General features: G+C 41.7%; 14 protein-coding genes. 7 read left to right on the top strand and 7 right to left on the bottom strand.

Translation table 11 applies throughout. The annotated features are described in order from the left end of the window. Nucleotides 1–4: 4 nt before the first annotated feature. From ilvB to D7322_RS01260, 7 genes are all read right to left on the bottom strand, one after another. Nucleotides 5–1,747 carry a biosynthetic-type acetolactate synthase large subunit gene (gene ilvB / locus D7322_RS01290; protein ID WP_121120663.1) on the bottom strand — a complete coding sequence of 581 codons (1,743 nt, stop codon included), beginning with the start codon at nucleotides 1,745–1,747 and terminating at the stop codon, nucleotides 5–7. Between the two features lie 131 nt (nucleotides 1,748–1,878). Next, nucleotides 1,879–3,579 carry a dihydroxy-acid dehydratase gene (ilvD, locus tag D7322_RS01285; protein WP_121120662.1) on the bottom strand — a complete coding sequence of 567 codons (1,701 nt, stop codon included), beginning with the start codon at nucleotides 3,577–3,579 and terminating at the stop codon, nucleotides 1,879–1,881. After that, nucleotides 3,563–4,453: a branched-chain amino acid transaminase gene (locus tag D7322_RS01280; RefSeq protein ID WP_121121234.1), complete on the bottom strand. Its 891-nt coding sequence runs from the start codon at nucleotides 4,451–4,453 to the stop codon at nucleotides 3,563–3,565. The genes ilvD and D7322_RS01280 overlap by 17 nt, the downstream gene beginning before the upstream one ends. 394 nt (nucleotides 4,454–4,847) lie before the next feature. Next, the gene (atpC, locus tag D7322_RS01275; RefSeq protein ID WP_028071934.1) at nucleotides 4,848–5,096 is read right to left on the bottom strand and encodes an ATP synthase F1 subunit epsilon; all 249 of its coding nucleotides are present in this window, start codon (nucleotides 5,094–5,096) and stop codon (nucleotides 4,848–4,850) included. Nucleotides 5,097–5,117: 21 nt separating this feature from the next. After that, entirely contained in the window at nucleotides 5,118–6,620 is a 1,503-nt protein-coding gene (gene atpD, locus D7322_RS01270) for a F0F1 ATP synthase subunit beta (RefSeq protein WP_108634878.1), read from the bottom strand. 366 nt (nucleotides 6,621–6,986) lie between these two features. Next, nucleotides 6,987–7,637, bottom strand: a complete 651-nt coding sequence (locus tag D7322_RS01265) for a hypothetical protein (protein WP_108634879.1) — start codon at nucleotides 7,635–7,637, stop codon at nucleotides 6,987–6,989. Nucleotides 7,638–7,786: 149 nt separating this feature from the next. After that, on the bottom strand, nucleotides 7,787–8,491 hold the full coding sequence (locus D7322_RS01260) for an NUDIX hydrolase (protein WP_121120661.1): 705 nt from the start codon (nucleotides 8,489–8,491) through the stop codon (nucleotides 7,787–7,789). A 318-nt stretch (nucleotides 8,492–8,809) separates the two neighbouring features. On the opposite strand from D7322_RS01260, the gene D7322_RS01255 reads away from it, so the two are divergent. The 7 genes from D7322_RS01255 to D7322_RS01225 all read left to right on the top strand — a co-directional run bounded on the left by D7322_RS01255 (nucleotide 8,810) and on the right by D7322_RS01225 (nucleotide 19,395). Then, nucleotides 8,810–10,498: a ribulokinase gene (locus tag D7322_RS01255; protein WP_121121232.1), complete on the top strand. Its 1,689-nt coding sequence runs from the start codon at nucleotides 8,810–8,812 to the stop codon at nucleotides 10,496–10,498. Nucleotides 10,499–10,514: 16 nt separating this feature from the next. Further along, a complete protein-coding gene (locus D7322_RS01250) occupies nucleotides 10,515–11,207 on the top strand; it encodes an L-ribulose-5-phosphate 4-epimerase (protein WP_121120660.1) in 693 nt (230 codons plus the stop codon). A gap of 44 nt (nucleotides 11,208–11,251) precedes the next feature. Further along, complete coding sequence (gene araA / locus D7322_RS01245) at nucleotides 11,252–12,754, top strand: L-arabinose isomerase (protein WP_121120659.1); 1,503 nt, start codon at nucleotides 11,252–11,254, stop codon at nucleotides 12,752–12,754. 75 nt (nucleotides 12,755–12,829) lie between these two features. After that, the gene (locus tag D7322_RS01240; RefSeq protein WP_121120658.1) at nucleotides 12,830–14,530 is read left to right on the top strand and encodes a sodium:solute symporter family transporter; all 1,701 of its coding nucleotides are present in this window, start codon (nucleotides 12,830–12,832) and stop codon (nucleotides 14,528–14,530) included. A 95-nt stretch (nucleotides 14,531–14,625) separates the two neighbouring features. Continuing rightward, nucleotides 14,626–15,774 (top strand): aldose epimerase family protein, encoded by a 1,149-nt coding sequence (locus D7322_RS01235; RefSeq protein WP_121120657.1) that lies wholly within the window; start codon nucleotides 14,626–14,628, stop codon nucleotides 15,772–15,774. Between the two features lie 13 nt (nucleotides 15,775–15,787). Continuing rightward, on the top strand, nucleotides 15,788–17,329 hold the full coding sequence (locus D7322_RS01230) for an alpha-N-arabinofuranosidase (RefSeq protein ID WP_121120656.1): 1,542 nt from the start codon (nucleotides 15,788–15,790) through the stop codon (nucleotides 17,327–17,329). A 104-nt stretch (nucleotides 17,330–17,433) separates the two neighbouring features. Further along, complete coding sequence (locus D7322_RS01225; RefSeq protein WP_121120655.1) at nucleotides 17,434–19,395, top strand: alpha-L-arabinofuranosidase C-terminal domain-containing protein; 1,962 nt, start codon at nucleotides 17,434–17,436, stop codon at nucleotides 19,393–19,395. The last annotated feature ends 2 nt before the right edge of the window (nucleotides 19,396–19,397 follow it).

Genomic DNA, 19,397 nt, shown 5'->3' with positions numbered 1-19,397 from the left:
CTTTTTACTTTAATCGAATCTCCGATACGGATGTTCCTTGTGCAACCATCGGGAATACATTGTTTTCCTTTCCTACCATAACTTCCAATAGATAAGCACCATCGTGGTCAAGCATGGTCTGAAGGGCATTGCGGAGATCCTTCCGCTCCGAAATTTTCTGTCCATCGATATAATAACCTTTGGCAACTGCAACAAAGTCAGGGCTGGTGATATTCACGAATGAATAGCGTTTGTCATGAAACAGTTGTTGCCATTGACGTACCATACCTAAGAACTCGTTGTTCAAGATCAAGATTTTTACCTTTGCGCCAAATTGCATGATGGTCCCCAGTTCCTGAATGGTCATTTGGATACCACCGTCACCGATGATGGCTACGACAGTTTTCTCAGGGGCTCCATACCAGGCGCCAATAGCTGCAGGAAGACCAAAGCCCATGGTTCCCAATCCGCCTGATGTGACGTTTGACTTGCTCTTGTTAAATTTTGCATAGCGACATGTGACCATCTGATGCTGACCAACGTCTGTGGTTATGATTGCGTCCCCACCGGTTAATTCATTCAACACATTGATCACCTCGCCCATGGTCATGATATCCGTTTTTGGATGCAATTCATCTGTGATGACTTCTTTGATTTCTTCTTTTTCGAGTTCGCGGAACTGAGCTAACCATGCGGAATGATCCACGGTTTTAACCAATTCAGTCAACATTGGAAGTGATTCTTTGCAATCGCCCCATACAGGTACAGTTGTTTGTACATTTTTGTCAATCTCGGCTGGATCGATATCCAAATGGATCACTTTTGCCTGTTTGGCATATTTGTCCAATCGGCCTGTGACACGGTCATCGAAACGCATGCCAATAGCAATTAAGACATCGCATTCATTGGTCATGACGTTTGGCGCATAGTTTCCGTGCATCCCCAACATACCGACATGAAGTTTGTGGTCTGTAGGAAGTGCGCTCAATCCCATGACAGTGGCGGCAGAAGGAATGCCTGTTTTTTCGATAAAAGCTTTGAATTCCTCTTCTGCCTTTCCTAAGATAATCCCCTGACCAAAAAGTACAAATGGCTTTTTTGCATTATTGATCAACTCAGCAGCTTGTTCGATATACTCTTTACGGACTTGCGGAGCAGGTCTATAACTACGCACATGATTGCATTTTTCGTAACCGAAGTAATCGAACAATTGTATTTGTGCATTCTTGGTAATATCGATCAATACGGGACCCGGACGACCCGTGCTGGCAATATAAAATGCTTTAGCGAGTGCGGCTGGAATTTCAGTAGCGTCAGTGACTTGATAGTTCCACTTGGTGACCGGTGCGGTAATATTGATGACATCCGTTTCCTGAAATGCATCGGTTCCCAATAGTGAAGCAAAGACCTGCCCTGTAATACAGACGATCGGGTTACTGTCGATCATGGCATCTGCCAGCCCGGTAACTAGGTTTGTTGCTCCGGGACCACTCGTCGCGAAGACGACACCTGTACGACCGGAAGTTCTTGCATAACCTTGGGCCGCATGGATTCCTCCTTGCTCATGGCGCACCAAGATATGTTTCAAACGATCCGTATAATCATAAAGGGCATCATAAATGGGCATGATCGCACCACCCGGATAGCCAAATACGGTATCAACTCCTTCGCTCAATAAGGCCTCCATAACAGCTTTCGATCCCGAAATTTGTGTCGGAGTTTCCTGCTTGGTAGCAGCCTTATTTTCTGTTATTTCCAGTGTACTCATTACGTTGATTTTTTAGTTTTGTTGATTATTCAGTCTTTTTTAATATTTAGATATTAGATCTAGAGACATTAGATCGGAAGTTCCGTTTGTTTAAACCTTCAGCACACGAAGTGTCTCCATTTTTTGATTTTTTATAGATCAGTTACACAACCTTCTGAGGCGTCGGCTACAGTCTTAGCGTATTTGTATAATACGCCTTTACTGACTTTCAAAGCCGGCTGTACCCATGCTGCACGACGTTGTGCAATCTCCTCATCGGAAAGGTTCACATTGATCGTATTGTTGACAGCATCAATCTCGATGATATCGTCATCATGAACTAAACCAATTAACCCGCCTTTGTAAGATTCTGGTGTAATGTGGCCTACAACAAAACCGTGTGTGCCGCCGGAGAAACGCCCATCTGTAATAAGCGCCACAGATTTACCTAAGCCGGCACCGATGATTAATGATGTTGGTTTAAGCATTTCCGGCATGCCTGGGGCACCTACCGGGCCTTCGTTTTTAATAACGACAACATCTCCGGGCTTAATTCTGCCTGAGGCAATTCCTGCTACTAAGTCATGTTCGCCATCGAACACACGTGCAGGACCAGTGAATTTTTCGCCTTCTTTGCCTGATATCTTTGCCACGGAACCTTTTTCAGCCAGATTTCCGTAAAGGATCTGTAAGTGTCCTGTTGCTTTGATAGGGTTGCTCAATGGTTTGATAATAGGCTGATCATATTCCATAATGGATTTGACATCAGCTAAGTTTTCAGCAACAGTTTTTCCAGTTACGGTGATACAATCACCATGTAATAAACCTTCGTCCAAAAGGTATTTCATTACAGCGGGAGTTCCACCATATTGTTGAAGATCTTGCATCAGGTATTTGCCCGAAGGTTTAAAATCTGCCAATACAGGTGTTTCATCACTCATGCGCTGGAAGTCATCTTGTGAGATGTCAACGCCTACGGCCTTACCGATCGCAATAAAGTGAAGTACGGCATTGGTACTACCCCCTAAAATCACGATGGTACGTAATGCATTTTCGAATGCTTTGCGCGTCATGATATCTGAAGGTTTGATATCTTTTTCAAGTAGGGTACGGATATGTTTACCCGCTTCTAGACATTCATTTTTCTTTTCTTCGGAGATCGCAGGGTTGGAAGATGAGTAAGGTAGACTCATTCCCAAAGCTTCGATGGCAGAAGCCATGGTGTTGGCTGTATACATACCACCACACGCACCAGCGCCAGGACAAGTATGTTTGATGATGCCTTCATAATCTTCGTCAGAAAGATTTCCGCAGATGCGTTGTCCCAATGCTTCAAAGGCAGACACAATATTTAATTCTTCGCCTTTGTAGTGGCCTGGAGCAATAGTACCTCCATATACCATCAAAGAAGGGCGGTCCAAACGGGCCATTGCCATAATTGCACCAGGCATGTTTTTGTCACAGCCAGGAATAGAGATCAAGCCATCATAATATTGTCCGCCACAGATTGTTTCGATGCTATCAGCGATTACATCACGGCTGACCAGTGAGTAACGCATACCATCCGTACCGTTGCTCATACCGTCGCTGACGCCAATGGTTCCAAAGGTCAAACCCACTAAATCATTGTTCCAAACGCCCTTTTTGACGATTTGTGCCAAATCATTTAAGTGCATATTACACGTATTACCATCATATCCCATGCTGGCAATACCGACCTGTGCTTTCTCCATGTCGGCATCCGTAAGACCGATACCGTAAAGCATTGCTTTTGCAGCAGGTTGCGTTTCGTCTTGTGTAAATGTACGGCTGTATTTGTTCATTGTGTTTTCGCCGTTAGATGATGACTTCATAATTTTCGTTCTCTAATACTAAATTTTTATATCTTCTTTGGATCGATGCACCGATGCTGTGTTCCCACGCTTCTTGATAGATGACATCGTCGACTTGTTTGATTCCGATAATTTCAGCCGCTGTACCGCATAAGAATGCACTATCAGCTGTATAGATATCTTCTACTGTCAATTGTTTTTCAATGACTTCGAAATTCAGTTTTTTACAGATGTTTTTAACGGTCTGCCGTGTAATGCCGGGAAAAATGTTTTTCGCTGGCGGTGTATAAATTTTGAAATCTTTCTCAATAAAAATATTCTCGCTGGAAGCCTGGGCCACGAAGCCTTCATGATCAAGCATAAGTGCCTCATCAAAACCCCTTTTAATGGCTTCTGTCGTCGCTAGAATAGAGTTTACATATTGACCTGATATTTTCGAGTCTGTTTTAAAAGATTTTGGATTAGGTCTTTTGATATCAGAGATGCATACACGCAAAAGGTTCTGACCGAGATAAGGTCCCCATTCCCAGGCGGCAATCATCAGATTAGCCTCCGTGGAAGAAGTCAGGTGCATATTCGAGCCGGTGAGTACCAATGGACGGATGTAAGCCTCCCGTAAGTTGTTGATGGCCAAAAGCTCATAACATTTGTCAATTAGCTCCCTGTTACTCCATTGATAAGGGATATTCACCGCTTCGCAGGATTTCTTCAATCGGTCAAAATGTTTGTCCGCTTTAAAGATGCGCGGACCATTGTGGGTATTGTACGCGCGTAAACCATCGAATACAGCGTAGCCATAGTGAAGCGATTGTGCAAAGGGATTCAATGCAGCCTCGGAGGCTTTTACAAAGGCTCCATCCAAATAAATCAATGTGTTCTTGTCGTAGTATTTCATAACCCAAAATTTACCTATATAAATAATTTCCCTTTTTGGTTTTTGCTGGTAAATCATGCTATCTCAGGCCGCTGTAAAAACCTTCGATTTTCATCTCCTCAAGGTAGCAGGAATTACAATAATTGGCAATAGGTAAAGTGCTAATTTTCTATTTAGAATAAAATTTTAAAATTTTATATTTTAAAAAATTTTAAACTGTATTTTAAGTTGTTTTTCGGTTTTAAATTTTGTTAGTCGTATACCGTATTTAAAATTGGTCTACCCTGTCAAAAAATTATTTTTTGTTACAAAGGGCAAATTTCTTCCTAAAATGAAGAAATTGTCAAAAAAACTTTAAAAAAAAAGCTTCCGATATTTCTATCGGAAGCTTTTCAATATTTTAAAACCAATTGATTTAATCTCCGATAATTCCTTCAGCAAGCACGGTAATGACATTGTCTTTTGCTTCCACGACGCCACCTTTAATGAACACTTCTTGTCCACCTTTACCTTGTTGAATAATTACTTTTCCATCTTCCAAAGTAGAAACAATTGCCGCGTGGTCTTTCAAAATTTGAAAAGAGCCCGCAGAGCCAGGGACCGTAACAGATGTTACTTCGCCTTCGTATACTAATTTGTCGGGAGTGATAATTGTTAATTTCATTATTCTTAGATATAATCTAAATTAAACGGCTTCTGCTAATAATTTCTTACCTTTTTCGATAGCATCATCAATGTTACCTACCAAGTTGAAGGCAGCTTCTGGATATTCATCAACCTCGCCATCAATGATCATGTTAAATCCTTTGATGGTATCTTTGATGTCTACCAATACACCTTTTAAACCTGTAAATTGCTCTGCTACGTGGAAAGGTTGTGATAAGAAACGTTGTACGCGACGTGCGCGGTGAACGGTTAACTTATCCTCTTCGGATAACTCGTCCATACCTAAGATGGCGATAATATCTTGTAGTTCTTTATAACGTTGAAGAATTTCTTTTACACGTTGTGCAGTATCGTAATGTTCAGCACCTAAAACAGCAGGAGAAAGGATACGTGATGTAGAATCCAAAGGATCCACCGCAGGATAGATACCTAACTCAGCAATTTTACGGGACAATACTGTCGTTGCGTCCAAGTGAGCAAATGTTGTCGCTGGAGCAGGGTCAGTTAAGTCATCGGCAGGTACATATACTGCTTGTACTGAAGTGATTGAACCGTTTTTAGTTGATGTAATACGCTCTTGCATCAAACCCATCTCTGTAGCTAATGTCGGTTGGTAACCTACTGCTGATGGCATACGGCCTAACAACGCGGATACTTCAGAACCAGCTTGTGTAAAACGAAAGATGTTATCGATGAAGAAAAGGACGTCACGACCTTGACCTTCGCCATCACCGTCACGGAAATATTCTGCCACAGTCAAACCGGATAAAGCAACACGTGCACGTGCACCGGGAGGCTCATTCATCTGACCGAATACGAAAGTACATTTAGAGTCTTTCATTAATTCGTGGTCAACAGTGTCCAAAGGCCATTCACCTTTTTCCATGCCTTCCATAAAATGCTCACCATATTTGATGATACCTGATTCCAACATCTCACGCAATAAGTCGTTACCTTCACGTGTACGTTCACCTACACCGGCAAACACGGAAAGACCACCGTGACCTTTAGCGATGTTGTTGATCAATTCTTGGATTAATACAGTTTTACCTACACCGGCACCACCGAATAAACCAATTTTACCACCTTTAGCATATGGCTCTAAAAGGTCAATAACTTTGATACCAGTAAAAAGTACTTCGGATTCAGTAGATAAATCTTCGAATTTAGGAGGGACGTTGTGGATAGGACGACCATTCTCTTTGCTCAAATTTTGGATACCATCTATGGCATCACCAACTACGTTGAATACACGACCTTTGATTTCTTCACCAACAGGCATTTTGATAGGAGCACCAGTATCGACAACTTCCATTCCGCGAACCAAACCTTCAGTTGCGTCCATGGCAATTGTACGTACACGATCCTGACCTAAGTGTTGTTGAACTTCCAATACAACACGTTGTCCATTTTCTTTTTGAATGTACAATGCATCGTAAATTTTAGGTAGATTTTCACTGTCGGCGAAGTTGACGTCAACAACTGGGCCGATAATCTGCGCTATTTTACCAATCTTGGGCATATTATAGGGACTAAATATTTATTAATCAATTTTATATAAGAGACATAAAAGGCCTCTTTTTTGGTCAGCAAAAATAAGGTTATTCGTTTTTAAAAACAAATAGAATTTGCAATTAAATTATATTTTCATTAATGTAGGTCAAAATGTTATCTCTTGTAATTCTGTGAGTTTCGACTCTTGTTGTTGCAAATATACTATTTCGGTGTATTGGTGACACTATTTTTTTTGAACTGCTGTTCGTTTCCGACGTTCGTAAGGTGAAGCTCAGAGGGTATACAAATGTGATCGACCTGAAGCGGGGCCGTCATGAAGGCCCCGCTTCAGGTCGATAAGAATCCTGTATAATATAGTCTTATGACGACCTGACTAGATCTTTTTATTTAATTCATCTTGCAATTGACGTTTCAGCAGTTGTTCTTTTTCCATGGCCTTTTTACGGAATGTCGCAAATTCCTCTTGTGATTGTTCTGCTGTCTTTTGAAATTCTACCGTATCGACTTTTGCTTTTCTATAAGAGATTAAAAAGATGAAAGTCGCTACAGCCAAGACGGCGATGATGGTCCAAACGACCGTACTGTATAAGCTCTTGGATGTATTGATACCCAAGAATGAAAAGCTATCTGTCTTTTGTTGCTCCTGTGCGAGTTGATCCTTTAATGTCTGAATAGAATCCTGTAAATTCTTGGTGTTGGATGAATAATTGCTGGATGAGGATTTTAGGGAATTAATTTCCTTATGCAGCTTTGCAACAGTATCAACAACATTTCTTTTGACGATGTCAAGGTTGGTTTTGCGCACCATCTTGAAGTCATAATTGTTTTTTGATATATAATTTAAGTGATCAAATTGATTTGCCAAGCTCCCTTTTTTTAGTCCATCCGGGCTGTATTTATAAGCGTTATTTGCCTGCTGGGTGGCGGTAACCGGTGCTGCTGCAGGAGTTTGAGCCTGTAATAAAGTGTACGATGAAATAAATAAAATCGTAAAGAATACAAATGCTAATCTCAATTTGCTCATGTTGTCTATCGTTATTATAATAAGTTTAATCAGAATATTCCAGCTACAAAGCTAGCATATGCCTGTGATAAATATAAGGAAATATTGAAAAAACGAAAATTGAAAGTGAAATATATTCCGATTATAGTCTATTCTTTTGATAGATATCTTTATGTTTCGAGGCCCCAGCTGGGCAGATAACGGAGAAATGACATAATTTTCTCTTTATAGATCGCTGTATTTAGCTTAAAATAGAAAGCCCCCTTTTTGGAATTTTCTTTGTCTTTTTCCTGTAGTTTGATGATTAAGCCTGATGAGAGTAGTTTTCGACTAAAGTTGCGCTTGTCAAGCTCGATATTATAGACACCTTCATATAAGGCTGCGATTTGCGGAATCGTGAATTTTTCCGGTAGCAGTTCGAACAAAATAGGATATAGTGCTGCTTTCATACGTAGGCGGTGTTGTGCCGATGCTATCATTTGCTCGTGATCGAATATCAGTGTAGGATGCTGCTGTAATGGAAACCATTTTGCTTCATAATCGTCGCTCAGGATATGCTTATACTGTTGGGTGTCGATCAATGCAAAATAGCAGATACTTATCACTCGGTCATTAGGCTCGCGCTTGGGTTCGCCGAAGACACTGCATTGCTCCATATAGACATTTTCAAGACCGGTTAATTTTTTCAACACCCGACTGGCAGATTCTTCTGGACTTTCGTTGGGTTGAACAAAACCACCCATCAAACTCCATTTATTTCTTTCAGGTTCAAAATCACGCTTAATCAACAATACTTCTAGGGATTCCCCATTGAAGCCAAATATAATACAGTCTACAGCTAAAAGAATCCCTGAATCTTTTTTATAATATTCCATTGTCTATTGTTTTTTATCTCTTTTTTTGACTTCCTCCCGTTTTCATGATCAAAACTATAGTGACTAGCTAAAAATAAATACAATACTTGGTCGGTAACTGATTTAAAAATGTTTCAATACAACATACACAGGCATTTAAACTCATCATGATTAACGGGATGAAGTTAATTCATTTTTTTAAATATGAAAATTTTCTTTCAAATTCAAAAAAATAAATGTTTATTTGACACTAATTATTTTAGAATGCTTATCTTCGATTGAGGGCATTGAAAAATAATGTTTGAAACAATTATAAGTTATAAACCAAATTCAGCAAAAATGAATGAATCATATGTCATCGGGATAGATTACGGAAGCGATTCGGTCCGTTCTGTATTGGTCGATGCGATTAATGGAGAAGAAATATCATCTTCAGTATTTTATTATCCACGATGGAAAAGAGGGGAATACTGCGATGCTGCATCCAGTCAGTTTAGACAACATCCCTTAGATTACATCGAAGGTCTGGAGGCGACAGTAAAGGATTGTTTACAAAAATCGGGAATAGCGAATATTGGACAGGCCGTAAGAGCAATTTCGGTAGATACCACCGGATCAACCCCTATTGCTGTCAATGAGCAAGGGGTTCCTTTGGCTTTGCTGGATGAATTTAAGGATAATCCGAATGCGATGTTTGTCCTGTGGAAAGATCATACCGCCGTTAAGGAAGCCAAGGAAATCAATGACTACAACGAAACAAGCGCTGTTGATTATTTGAAATACGTTGGTGGTGTTTATTCTTCGGAATGGTTTTGGGCTAAGTTACTTCATATTTTTAGAGTTGACGGGCAAGTTCGTAAAGCGACATTTAGCTGGGTTGAGCATTGTGATTATATTCCTTTCTTATTGACGGGAGGCACGCATGCATCTGCGATTAAGCGGGGTGTATGTTCTGCCGGGCATAAGTCTCTCTGGGCGGCAGCATTCGGTGGCCTGCCTCCAAATGCTTTCTTTACGGATATTGACCCGCTATTGGATGGTGTTGTGGATCGTTTATTTTCAGAAACTTATACGGCAGATAAACCTGCAGGGAATCTCTCAACGGAATGGGCCGAACGTTTGGGGCTTTCGACATCGGTGATAGTTGGTATCGGTGCTTTTGATTGTCACATGGGGGCTGTGGGTGGACAGATCGAACCTTATTACCTCAGTAAAGTCATGGGCACATCGACTTGTGATATGCTTGTTGCACCAAAAGAAGAGGTTCAAGATACACTTGTGAAGGGAATCTGCGGTCAGGTGGATGGTTCGATCATTCCGGGAATGATCGGTATGGAAGCTGGGCAATCCGCCTTTGGCGATGCTTATGCTTGGTTGAAACAGGTCTTGTTATGGCCTGCTAAACAGGCGTTACAAGATGTAGAAGGTCTGAATGATGACGTTCGTGAGCAAGTTGTGAATGGTTTGGAAGAGACATTGTTGGTCAGTTTGAGTAAAAAGGCAGCGGAGTTGTCAGTGACCGCAACTTCGGAGTTGGCGATAGATTGGTTGAATGGTCGAAGAACACCTGATGCGGATCAATCATTGAAGGGTGCAATTACAGGATTGCATTTAGGAACCGATGCGCCACGGATATTTAGAGCTATTGTTGAAGCAACCTGTTTCGGAGCAAAAGCCATTGTGGACCGTTTTGTTGATCAGGGAATTCCTGTTAAAGGGCTGATCGGTCTTGGTGGCGTAGCCAAAAAATCCCCTTTTATTATGCAGATGATGGCTAATGTCATGAACATGCCAATTCGTATACACAAGAGTGAGCAAACTTGTGCCATCGGTGCGGCAATGTTCGCGGCTACTGCGGCGGGGTTGTATGACCGTGTTGAGGATGCCATGAAAACCATGGGGCAAGGTTTCGAATGTACCTATGTACCCGAAGAAAAGTGGGTGCCAATCTATGCTGAACGTTATGAACGCTACAAGGCGCTCGGAGCTTTCATCGAAGGGAAAGAATCGTTAGCCATTACTGTTTAATCGATGAATATTTATTATGTATAATTCAATTAAAGAAGAAGCATACCGTTGCAATATGCAACTGCCCCAATTGGGTCTTGTACTTTTCACATTTGGAAATGTCAGTGTTGTGGACCGGCAGCATGAAGTTTTTGCCATTAAACCCAGTGGGGTACCTTATGAGGAGCTTTCTCCCGAGCAAATGGTCATTGTTGATTTTGACGGTAATGTGGTTGAAGGAGATCTTAGACCTTCATCGGATACAAAAACGCATGCTGTTTTATATAAACACTGGAAAGAAATTGGCGGTATTACACATACGCATTCAACTTATGCGACAGCATGGGCGCAAAGTCAACGCGATATTCCGATTTTCGGAACGACACATGCCGATCATTTAACAACAGATATTCCCTGTGCTCCACCCATGAGTGATGAGATGATCGCCGGAAACTACGAGCATGAAACCGGTTTTCAGATTATCAATCACTTTACCGAAAATAAGCTTGATTATAAAGAAGTGGAAATGATTCTAGTTGGCAACCACGCGCCTTTTGCCTGGGGTAAAAATGGAATGAAGTCTGTTTATAATAGCGCGGTACTGGAACAAGTTGCCAAGATGGCTTTGTTGACAGAGCAGATTAACCCCAATGCGCCGAGGTTAAAGTCCGCATTAATCAAAAAACATTATGAAAGGAAGCATGGAACCAATGCCTACTATGGTCAGTAATTCGTGATGATAAAAAACAATAGCAAAAAAACTACTATTTAAAAATGAATATTAATTTAAAAGAACTTGAGGTCTGGTTTATCGTTGGAAGCCAAGATCTATATGGAGAAGAGACCTTACGCCAAGTTGCAATACATGCCGAGGAAATCGCAAACTATTTAAATGCACATACGGTGATTCCTGTGGCAGTGAGATATAAACCGATCGTCAAAAATACAGATGAAATTTATGCAACGTTAACAGCTGCCAATAGCGAAAAAAATTGTATCGGTATCATTACATGGATGCATACATTCTCGCCTGCTAAAATGTGGATCAGAGGATTAAAAGCTTTACAAAAACCATTATTGCATTTACATACCCAGTATAATCAGGATATTCCTTGGAGCAGTATTGACATGGATTTTATGAATCTCAATCAAAGCGCACATGGCGACCGTGAATTTGGCCACATTGTAAGCCGATTGAAAATAGGCCGTAAAGTGGTGACCGGACATTGGCAAGACCCTGAAGTATTGGAGCGTATTAATGTATGGTCACGTGCCGCAGCAGGCTGGCATGACTGGCAAGGCGCCAAATTTGCGCGGTTCGGCGACAATATGCGTTATGTAGCTGTTACGGATGGCGACAAGGTGGAAGCGGAATCTCAATTTGGTTTTTCTGTAAATACCTATGCCATTGGTGATTTGGTTCAGGTTATTAACGCGAGCACTAATGAAGAAATAGAGGCTTTATTGACCGAGTATGAAGCTACGTATGAACTGGCAGAAAACGTAAAGGTCGGTGGTGAATTTCATGACAATCTGATTGAAGCTGCTAAAATTGAAATCGGGTTACGCAAATTCTTAGCGCAAGGCAATTTTAAAGGTTTTACAGATACTTTCGAAGACCTGCATGGCATGGTGCAGCTTCCGGGCTTGGCGGTACAGCGCTTAATGGCCGAAGGATACGGTTTTGCCGGTGAGGGGGACTGGAAAACGCCGGCCTTGGTCAGAGCATGTAAAGTCATGGGAGCTGGTCTGGCAGGAACGACAGCATTTATGGAGGACTATACCTATCATTTTGATCCGCAAAATGCCATGGTTTTGGGTTCACACATGTTGGAAGTCGATCCAGCCTTGGCTACTGACAAACCGCGAATTGAGGTACATCCATTGGGAATAGGCGGCAAAGCGGATCCGGCTCGTCTCGTCTTTAACGGGCAGAGCGGAGATGCACTCAATGCTTCGCTGGTTGATATGGGGACACGTTTTCGATTGATCGTCAATAAGGTTGAAGGGGTTTCTGTCGAAGAAGAGTTACCAAAACTTCCAGTTGCCCGGGTATTATGGAAACCGCTTCCAGATATGAAAACAGGTTGTAGTGCCTGGATCGTTGCTGGCGGTGCTCACCATACCGCTTATAGCTTGAGTTTGACACCTGAATATCTTGAAGATTTTGCGCGCATAGCAGGGTTAGAATATGTGTTGATTGATGAGAAGACTACGGTTGCAAACCTCGAAGATCAATTGAAATGGAATGAACTTTATTATTTACTGAGTAAGTAATAGTTTGTAAGCCATTTATGTACCCAATCTTCGGGGCATAAATGGCTTATTTGATAAATAACCAATTTGGAAAATATGGAAAAATTTGCAACGGTAGATTACGTTATATTCGTGATTTACTTCTTTATCGTGGCAGGCTATGGCTACTGGATTTATCGCAAGAAGACGAATAGTCTAAGCAGCAGCAAGGATTATTTTTTGGCGGAAGGGTCACTGACCTGGTGGGCGATCGGCTCCTCATTGATTGCATCCAATATTTCTGCGGAGCAGTTTATAGGAATGAGCGGTAATGGATTTGAAGTTGGAATTGCTGTAGCAGCGTATGAACTTATTGCTGCGGTGGCGCTTATCATTGTTGCGGTTTGGTTTATCCCGGTGTATCTAAAAAATAAGATTTTCACCATGCCACAGTTTTTAAATAACCGATACAATGAAACAACAAGCCTTATCATGGCTATTTTTTGGCTGTTTTTGTATGTATTTGTCAACCTGACGTCGATTCTATATTTAGGAGCCATTGCCATTTCTAGTATGGCAGGTGGTGGAGATAGCTTCCATACGATCACGGTGGCTTTGGCCGTGTTTGCTGTGGTTATCACATTGGGAGGAATGCGGGTGATCGGTTTTACGGATGTTATCCAAGTTGTGGTACTGATTATTGGTGGTATTGCTACAACGTATGTTGCGTTAACTTTAGTAAGTGAGCATTTTGGATTAGGCAAGGATGTATTGGCTGGTTTTAATAAGTTGATGGAAGATTCGCCGGAACACTTTAATTTGTTTGTTTCCAAACCTGGGCCGGGGGCTAGTCAGGAAGAAATTAATAAGTATCTGATGTTGCCAGGAATAGGGATGTATCTTGCAGGAATCTGGATTGTCAACCTAAATTACTGGGGCTGTAATCAATATATCACGCAGCGAGCTTTGGGAGCTGATTTAAAAACGGCGCGTACTGGAATTCTTTTTGCCGGTTTTCTTAAATTGTTTATGCCAATTATCGTGATGCTACCGGGGATTGCTGCTTATGTGTTATATAAAAATGGAGCCTTGCAACAGGAAATGGCTCCGGGAGGTGTGTTTCATGCCGATAATGCTTATTCGGCGATATTGGGTTATCTGCCAAATGGCATGAAGGGGCTTGCGCTGGCAGCACTTACAGCTGCTATTGTGGCGGGATTGGCCGGAAAGGCCAACAGTATTGCAACAATCTTTACATTGGATATCTTTAAAAAATATATCAATAAAGATGCGAGCGAAGCAAAAATGGTATGGGTTGGCAAGATAACTATTGTTATCTCTATTTTACTTTCCGTATTGTTTACCTGGAATGATGCTTTGGGCATCGGTGGCGCCGGCGGGTTTACTTTTATCCAGAAATATACTGGATTTATCAGCCCTGGTGTTTTTGCGATGTTTTTATTGGGCATGTTTTGGAAAAGAACGACGGGGGCTGCCGCCATTACAGGGCTTGTCACGGGCTTTGCTTTGTCCGTATTTTTTAACGAGTTTGCAACAAAAGTTTTCGGACCGGAAACATGGATCTATACAGCTTATCCAAATAAAGCTGGGGTTTATGAGATTCCATTCCAGATCTGTATGGGACTGGCGTTTGTTTTTACCATGATAGCCATGATAGGCGTAAGCTTATTTGGGCCAAAAATTAATCCAAAAGCTTTTGTCTTGGATAAATCGATGTTCAAGGTTGAACCATCCGTATTGGCATTAATTGTTGTAACCTTATTGTTGGTGACCGCGATTTATGTTCGTTTTTGGTAAAATGGCCACTTTTGAATGCTAGAAATTATTATGAACCCTTCCTAATGTAACTAGGAAACTCCATCTTGGATGATGGAATAAAAACTTAAATACAGATGAATAAGAAAATTATTATTGGTTTGTTGACTTGTGCTTCTTTAGCGTATGGATGTCAGTCCTCTTCGACTCAAAATAAGCAAGCGGCAACTTCGGCTGATTCTACGTCGAATCAGGCCTTCGACAGTCAGATTGATGGTAAAGAGGTTAAATTGTTTCAACTAAAGAATGATAAATTAGCTGTCACACTCACGAATTATGGCGCGCGATTGGTGACATTAAAAGTTCCGAATAAAGACGGCGGTGTTACGGATGTAATTTTGGGTTATGATTCAGCGAAGGAATACAAGGAAAACTATAATAATTTTTACGGAGCAATTGTGGGACGTTATGGTAACCGTATAGGTAAAGCTTCTTTCACTCTGAATGGGGAGTCTTATTCCCTGGAAAAAAATGATGGTGAGAATTCGCTTCATGGTGGGACAAATGGCGTATACAACAAAGTCTGGGATGTAATCAATCATACGGCTACCTCGATAACACTGGCGTATACCTCACCCGATAAAGAGGCCGGTTATCCCGGAACAGTCAAAATGGAGGTTACTTACACACTCGAAGAAAATGGTGGGTTGGCCATTGATTATCTAGCAACGACGGACAAAGAAACTGTTTTAAATCTGACAAATCACGCCTATTTTAATCTTAATGGTGCCGGCGATTCTTCTATTTTAGATCATGAACTTCAAATTGATGCAAAGGCGATAACAGAGGTTGATCATACGTTAATTCCGACAGGAAAGAGTTTGCCTGTTGCAGGTACAGCATTTGATTTTACAGAACCACAGCTTGTGGGAGCCCATATTGAAGATGAAAATGCACAATTGAAGATCGGAAAAGGCTATGATCATAATTTTGAACTTAACAAGAAGGATGGTTTCCAGAAAGTAGCTGCGGTATATGCTTCGAAAACGGGCATTGAAATGCAGGTCTACACAACAGAGCCCGGCCTGCAATTTTACAGCGGTAATTTTATGAAGGATTCAGATCCAAAAGGAAAAGAAGGAAAAGTTTATCCCTTCCGTTCGGCATTCTGTCTGGAAACACAACATTTTCCGGACGCACCGAACCATCCCAATTTTGCATCAACGGTATTGAAACCCGGAGAAAAATATAGTTCAAAAACAACTTACCGATTCCGTGTTAAATAATGAAGTTTAGATCATGAAACTAAGATTAAAATTAGGCGTTGCTTTTACGCTGGCCACTGGATTACTGTATGGACAGAGTAGTGTAAGATTAGAAACGCCGCAGCAGGAGCAGATTATAAGCCGACATATCTATGGACATTTTGCCGAACATTTGGGGCGCTGTATTTATGATGGATTTTATGTCGGTGAGAAAAATGACTCGATTCCCCATGCTGATGGCGTCCGGAAAGATGTTATCGAAGCCCTTAAGAATTTGAACATTCCCAATTTACGTTGGCCGGGGGGATGTTTTGCGGATACCTATCATTGGAAAGACGGGGTCGGCCCCAAAGCACAGCGCCCTGCTATTGTTAATAATTGGTGGGGTGGAGTGACAGAGGATAACTCCTTTGGTACACACGATTTTCTCAATATGTGTGAATTACTTGGTGCAGAACCTTATCTGGCGGGTAATGTGGGGAGCGGTGAGGTGCAAGAGCTTGCCGACTGGGTCCAATATGTGAATTTTAAGGGAGAAAGCCCCATGTCGGATTGGCGACGAAAAAATGGTCGACAAGAACCTTGGAAGGTAAAGTTTTGGGGTGTGGGAAACGAAGCCTGGGGCTGTGGTGGAAACATGACTGCTGATTACTACACGGATATTTACCGTAAATACGCCACATTTATGTCGGATTGGACAAATGGAAGCGGCTTATATCGAATTGCTTCTGGAGCCAATAGCGCAGACTACAACTGGACCGAGACCTTAATGAAGAAAATACCGAGTGGTCTGATGAAGGGTATGGGTCTGCATCATTATGCCGTGATCAACTGGGACAAGAAAGGATCAGCGACCGAGTATTCGGAAGAACAATATTTTAGGACGATGAAGTCGGCTTGGTTCATGAATGAACTGGTGGAAAAGAATATTGCCATTATGGACAAGTATGATCCAAAAGGAAAAGTAGACCTGATCGTTGATGAGTGGGGCGGCTGGTATGAGGTTGAACCAGGTACAAACCCCGGCTTCCTTTATCAGCAGAATACGATGCGTGATGCCATGATTGCGGGGATGACGTTGAATATTTTCAATAATCATGCCCGCCGTGTTAAAATGGCTAATCTGGCACAAGCCGTAAATGTTTTGCAGGCTGTTATTTTGACCGAGGGTAAGAATATGATCCTAACACCCACTTATCATGTGATGGAAATGTATAAGGTGCATCAGGATGCGAAATTAATCCCCATTTCTCTTCAATCAACAGATTTTGAATTTAATAACGAAAAGATTCCGGCGGTGTCTGTTTCTGCATCACAAGACAAACAAGGGCGCACACATATTTCTTTAGTGAATATAGATCCAAAAAGGAAAAATAAAGTACGCGTGGACCTTGGCTCGGTCAAAGCGGCAAAAGTCACCGGTCGGATCCTTACTTCTAAGAATCTAAGAGATTACAATTCATTTAAAAAACCTACGGTGATTACACCTGTGGTTTATAAAGATGCAAAAATTGTGGATGGAACTATTGAGGTTGATATTCCTGCGTTTTCTGTTATTGTACTGGAGTTAATGTAGCATTTTGTAAAGACCTGATAAATGAAGGATTGATCAGTATGTAACCGAGTGGAACGAGTTCATTTACCATTAAACATAATAGAAAAGATAAATAATTCTAATAGATGAAGAAAATTGTGTCAATGATGCTATTGCTGGCGGGTTTAGGCTCTTCGGCAGTGGCGCAGTCCCCAATTGAACTGAATATACAGTTGGACAAACCTACGGGCAAAATATCGCCGCACATGTGGGGTGTCTTTTTCGAAGATATCAATTTGGGCGCCGATGGAGGGATCTATGCCGAATTGGTGAAAAATAGATCGTTTGAATTCGATCAGCCATGGATGGCCTGGAAGAAGCTGGAAAATGGACCTGAAGGCACTTATTTACTGTTAAACGACAGTAAGCGCAAAGGGAACAAACGTTATCTAAGACTAAATAATACGACCAATCTGAAATTGGGACTGCAAAATGAAGGTTTTAGAGGTATGGGCGTTAAATCAGGGGAAGCTTACGAGTTTTCTCTGCAGTATCAGCGTGCTGCGACTGGCATGAAAATCCATGTCGAAGTTTTAAACGAACAGAATAAAGTAATTGGTGAAGCTGAATTTCCATTAAATGCGGCTACATCATGGTCCGAAGCCGCTGTTAAATTTTCAGTATCGGAAACGACAGCTAAGGCTAAATTAAACGTTTGGTTTACAGGATCAGGTACTTTAGATATTGATATGCTGTCGTTATTCCCGGTAGATACATGGAAAGGAAGACCAAAGGGCTTGCGAAAGGATATGGTTCAGATGCTCGCAGACATGAAGCCTGGTTTTATCCGTTTTCCTGGCGGCTGTATTGTGGAAGGTAAAGATCTTGCCAATAGATTCCAATGGAAGAAAACGGTTGGCCCAATTACCGAAAGGGAGTTGATCATCAACCGTTGGAACACCGAATTTAAACATCGTTTGACGCCGGATTATTTTCAGACGTTTGGTTTAGGATTTTTTGAGTATTTCTTATTGGCAGAAGATATCGGTGCAACGCCGGTCCCCATCCTCAATTGTGGAATGGCATGCCAGTTTAATACCGGTGAAGTCGTGCCCTTAGAGGAGTTAGATGAATATGTTCAGGATGCGTTGGATCTGATCGAATTTGCCAATGGGTCTATAGATACAAAATGGGGTAAATTGCGTGCTGAAATGGGACATCCCGAGCCCTTTCATCTCAAGATGTTGGGGGTTGGAAACGAAAATTGGGGACCTCAATATATTGAACGGTTGGCTGTTTTTAAGAAAGCGTTGAACGAAAAGCATCCCGAAATTTCACTTATCGCCAGTTCAGGAACTGATCCGGAGGGAGACCGGTTTGATTTCCTTAATGAAAAACTTCGCGCGATGAATATAAATATCATAGATGAACATTATTACCGTCCACCATCCTGGTTTCTTTCGAGTGCAAGCCGCTATGACAATTATGATCGAAATGGCGTAAAGATTTTCGCGGGTGAGTACGCTTCACATACAACACGGCCAAACGGCCCGGGGAAAAGTACCTGGGAGGCCGCACTTTCCGAAGCCGCTTTTATGACTGGGCTTGAACGTAATGCTGATGTTGTCGAGATGGCGTCTTATGCACCTTTATTTGGCCATGTAGATGGATGGCAATGGTCGCCCGACTTAATTTGGGTTGACAATTTGAAGGTATATGGAACGCCTAGCTACCAAGTACAAAAATTGTATGCCACCAATAAAGGGACGTCTATTATTCCGATCAAACGTGAGGGCGAACCCGTTGCCGGACGAGATAGCCTATATGCTTCTGCTGTCTATGACGATCTTTCGCAGCAGTTGGTTTTGAAAGTGGTCAATTACAACAGTAAGCCCATAAAGGTGAGTCTAGACATCGTTTCGAGAAAAAAGCTCTTGGCGACGGCTCAAAAGATCACGTTGGCAAATGCCGACCTCAATGTGAGTAACAGTTTGGAAGAGCCATTAATTATTAGCCCAAAGGAAGATACCGTGACTTATAAGGGAAAGAAGCTCGTTGAAACATTTGAGCCTTATTCATTTACCTTGATTAAAATGTCCACGAAATAGGA

The organism is Sphingobacterium puteale (genome assembly GCF_003627955.1).
GTDB lineage: Bacteria > Bacteroidota > Bacteroidia > Sphingobacteriales > Sphingobacteriaceae > Sphingobacterium > Sphingobacterium puteale.
This window is presented reverse-complemented; position numbering and strand designations above follow the sequence as displayed.

What these genes read in the sequence shown, in the direction of transcription:
- D7322_RS01240 (WP_121120658.1), top strand. Translation starts at nt 12,830, where the DNA reads ATGGAAAAATTTGCAACGGTAGATTACGTTATATTCGTGATTTACTTC.
- D7322_RS01265 (WP_108634879.1), bottom strand. Translation starts at nt 7,637, where the DNA reads ATGAGCAAATTGAGATTAGCATTTGTATTCTTTACGATTTTATTTATT.
- D7322_RS01260 (WP_121120661.1), bottom strand. Translation starts at nt 8,491, where the DNA reads ATGGAATATTATAAAAAAGATTCAGGGATTCTTTTAGCTGTAGACTGT.
- ilvB (WP_121120663.1), bottom strand. Translation starts at nt 1,747, where the DNA reads ATGAGTACACTGGAAATAACAGAAAATAAGGCTGCTACCAAGCAGGAA.
- ilvD (WP_121120662.1), bottom strand. Translation starts at nt 3,579, where the DNA reads ATGAAGTCATCATCTAACGGCGAAAACACAATGAACAAATACAGCCGT.
- D7322_RS01250 (WP_121120660.1), top strand. Translation starts at nt 10,515, where the DNA reads ATGTATAATTCAATTAAAGAAGAAGCATACCGTTGCAATATGCAACTG.
- D7322_RS01235 (WP_121120657.1), top strand. Translation starts at nt 14,626, where the DNA reads ATGAATAAGAAAATTATTATTGGTTTGTTGACTTGTGCTTCTTTAGCG.
- D7322_RS01225 (WP_121120655.1), top strand. Translation starts at nt 17,434, where the DNA reads ATGAAGAAAATTGTGTCAATGATGCTATTGCTGGCGGGTTTAGGCTCT.
- atpC (WP_028071934.1), bottom strand. Translation starts at nt 5,096, where the DNA reads ATGAAATTAACAATTATCACTCCCGACAAATTAGTATACGAAGGCGAA.
- atpD (WP_108634878.1), bottom strand. Translation starts at nt 6,620, where the DNA reads ATGCCCAAGATTGGTAAAATAGCGCAGATTATCGGCCCAGTTGTTGAC.
- D7322_RS01255 (WP_121121232.1), top strand. Translation starts at nt 8,810, where the DNA reads ATGAATGAATCATATGTCATCGGGATAGATTACGGAAGCGATTCGGTC.
- araA (WP_121120659.1), top strand. Translation starts at nt 11,252, where the DNA reads ATGAATATTAATTTAAAAGAACTTGAGGTCTGGTTTATCGTTGGAAGC.
- D7322_RS01230 (WP_121120656.1), top strand. Translation starts at nt 15,788, where the DNA reads ATGAAACTAAGATTAAAATTAGGCGTTGCTTTTACGCTGGCCACTGGA.
- D7322_RS01280 (WP_121121234.1), bottom strand. Translation starts at nt 4,453, where the DNA reads ATGAAATACTACGACAAGAACACATTGATTTATTTGGATGGAGCCTTT.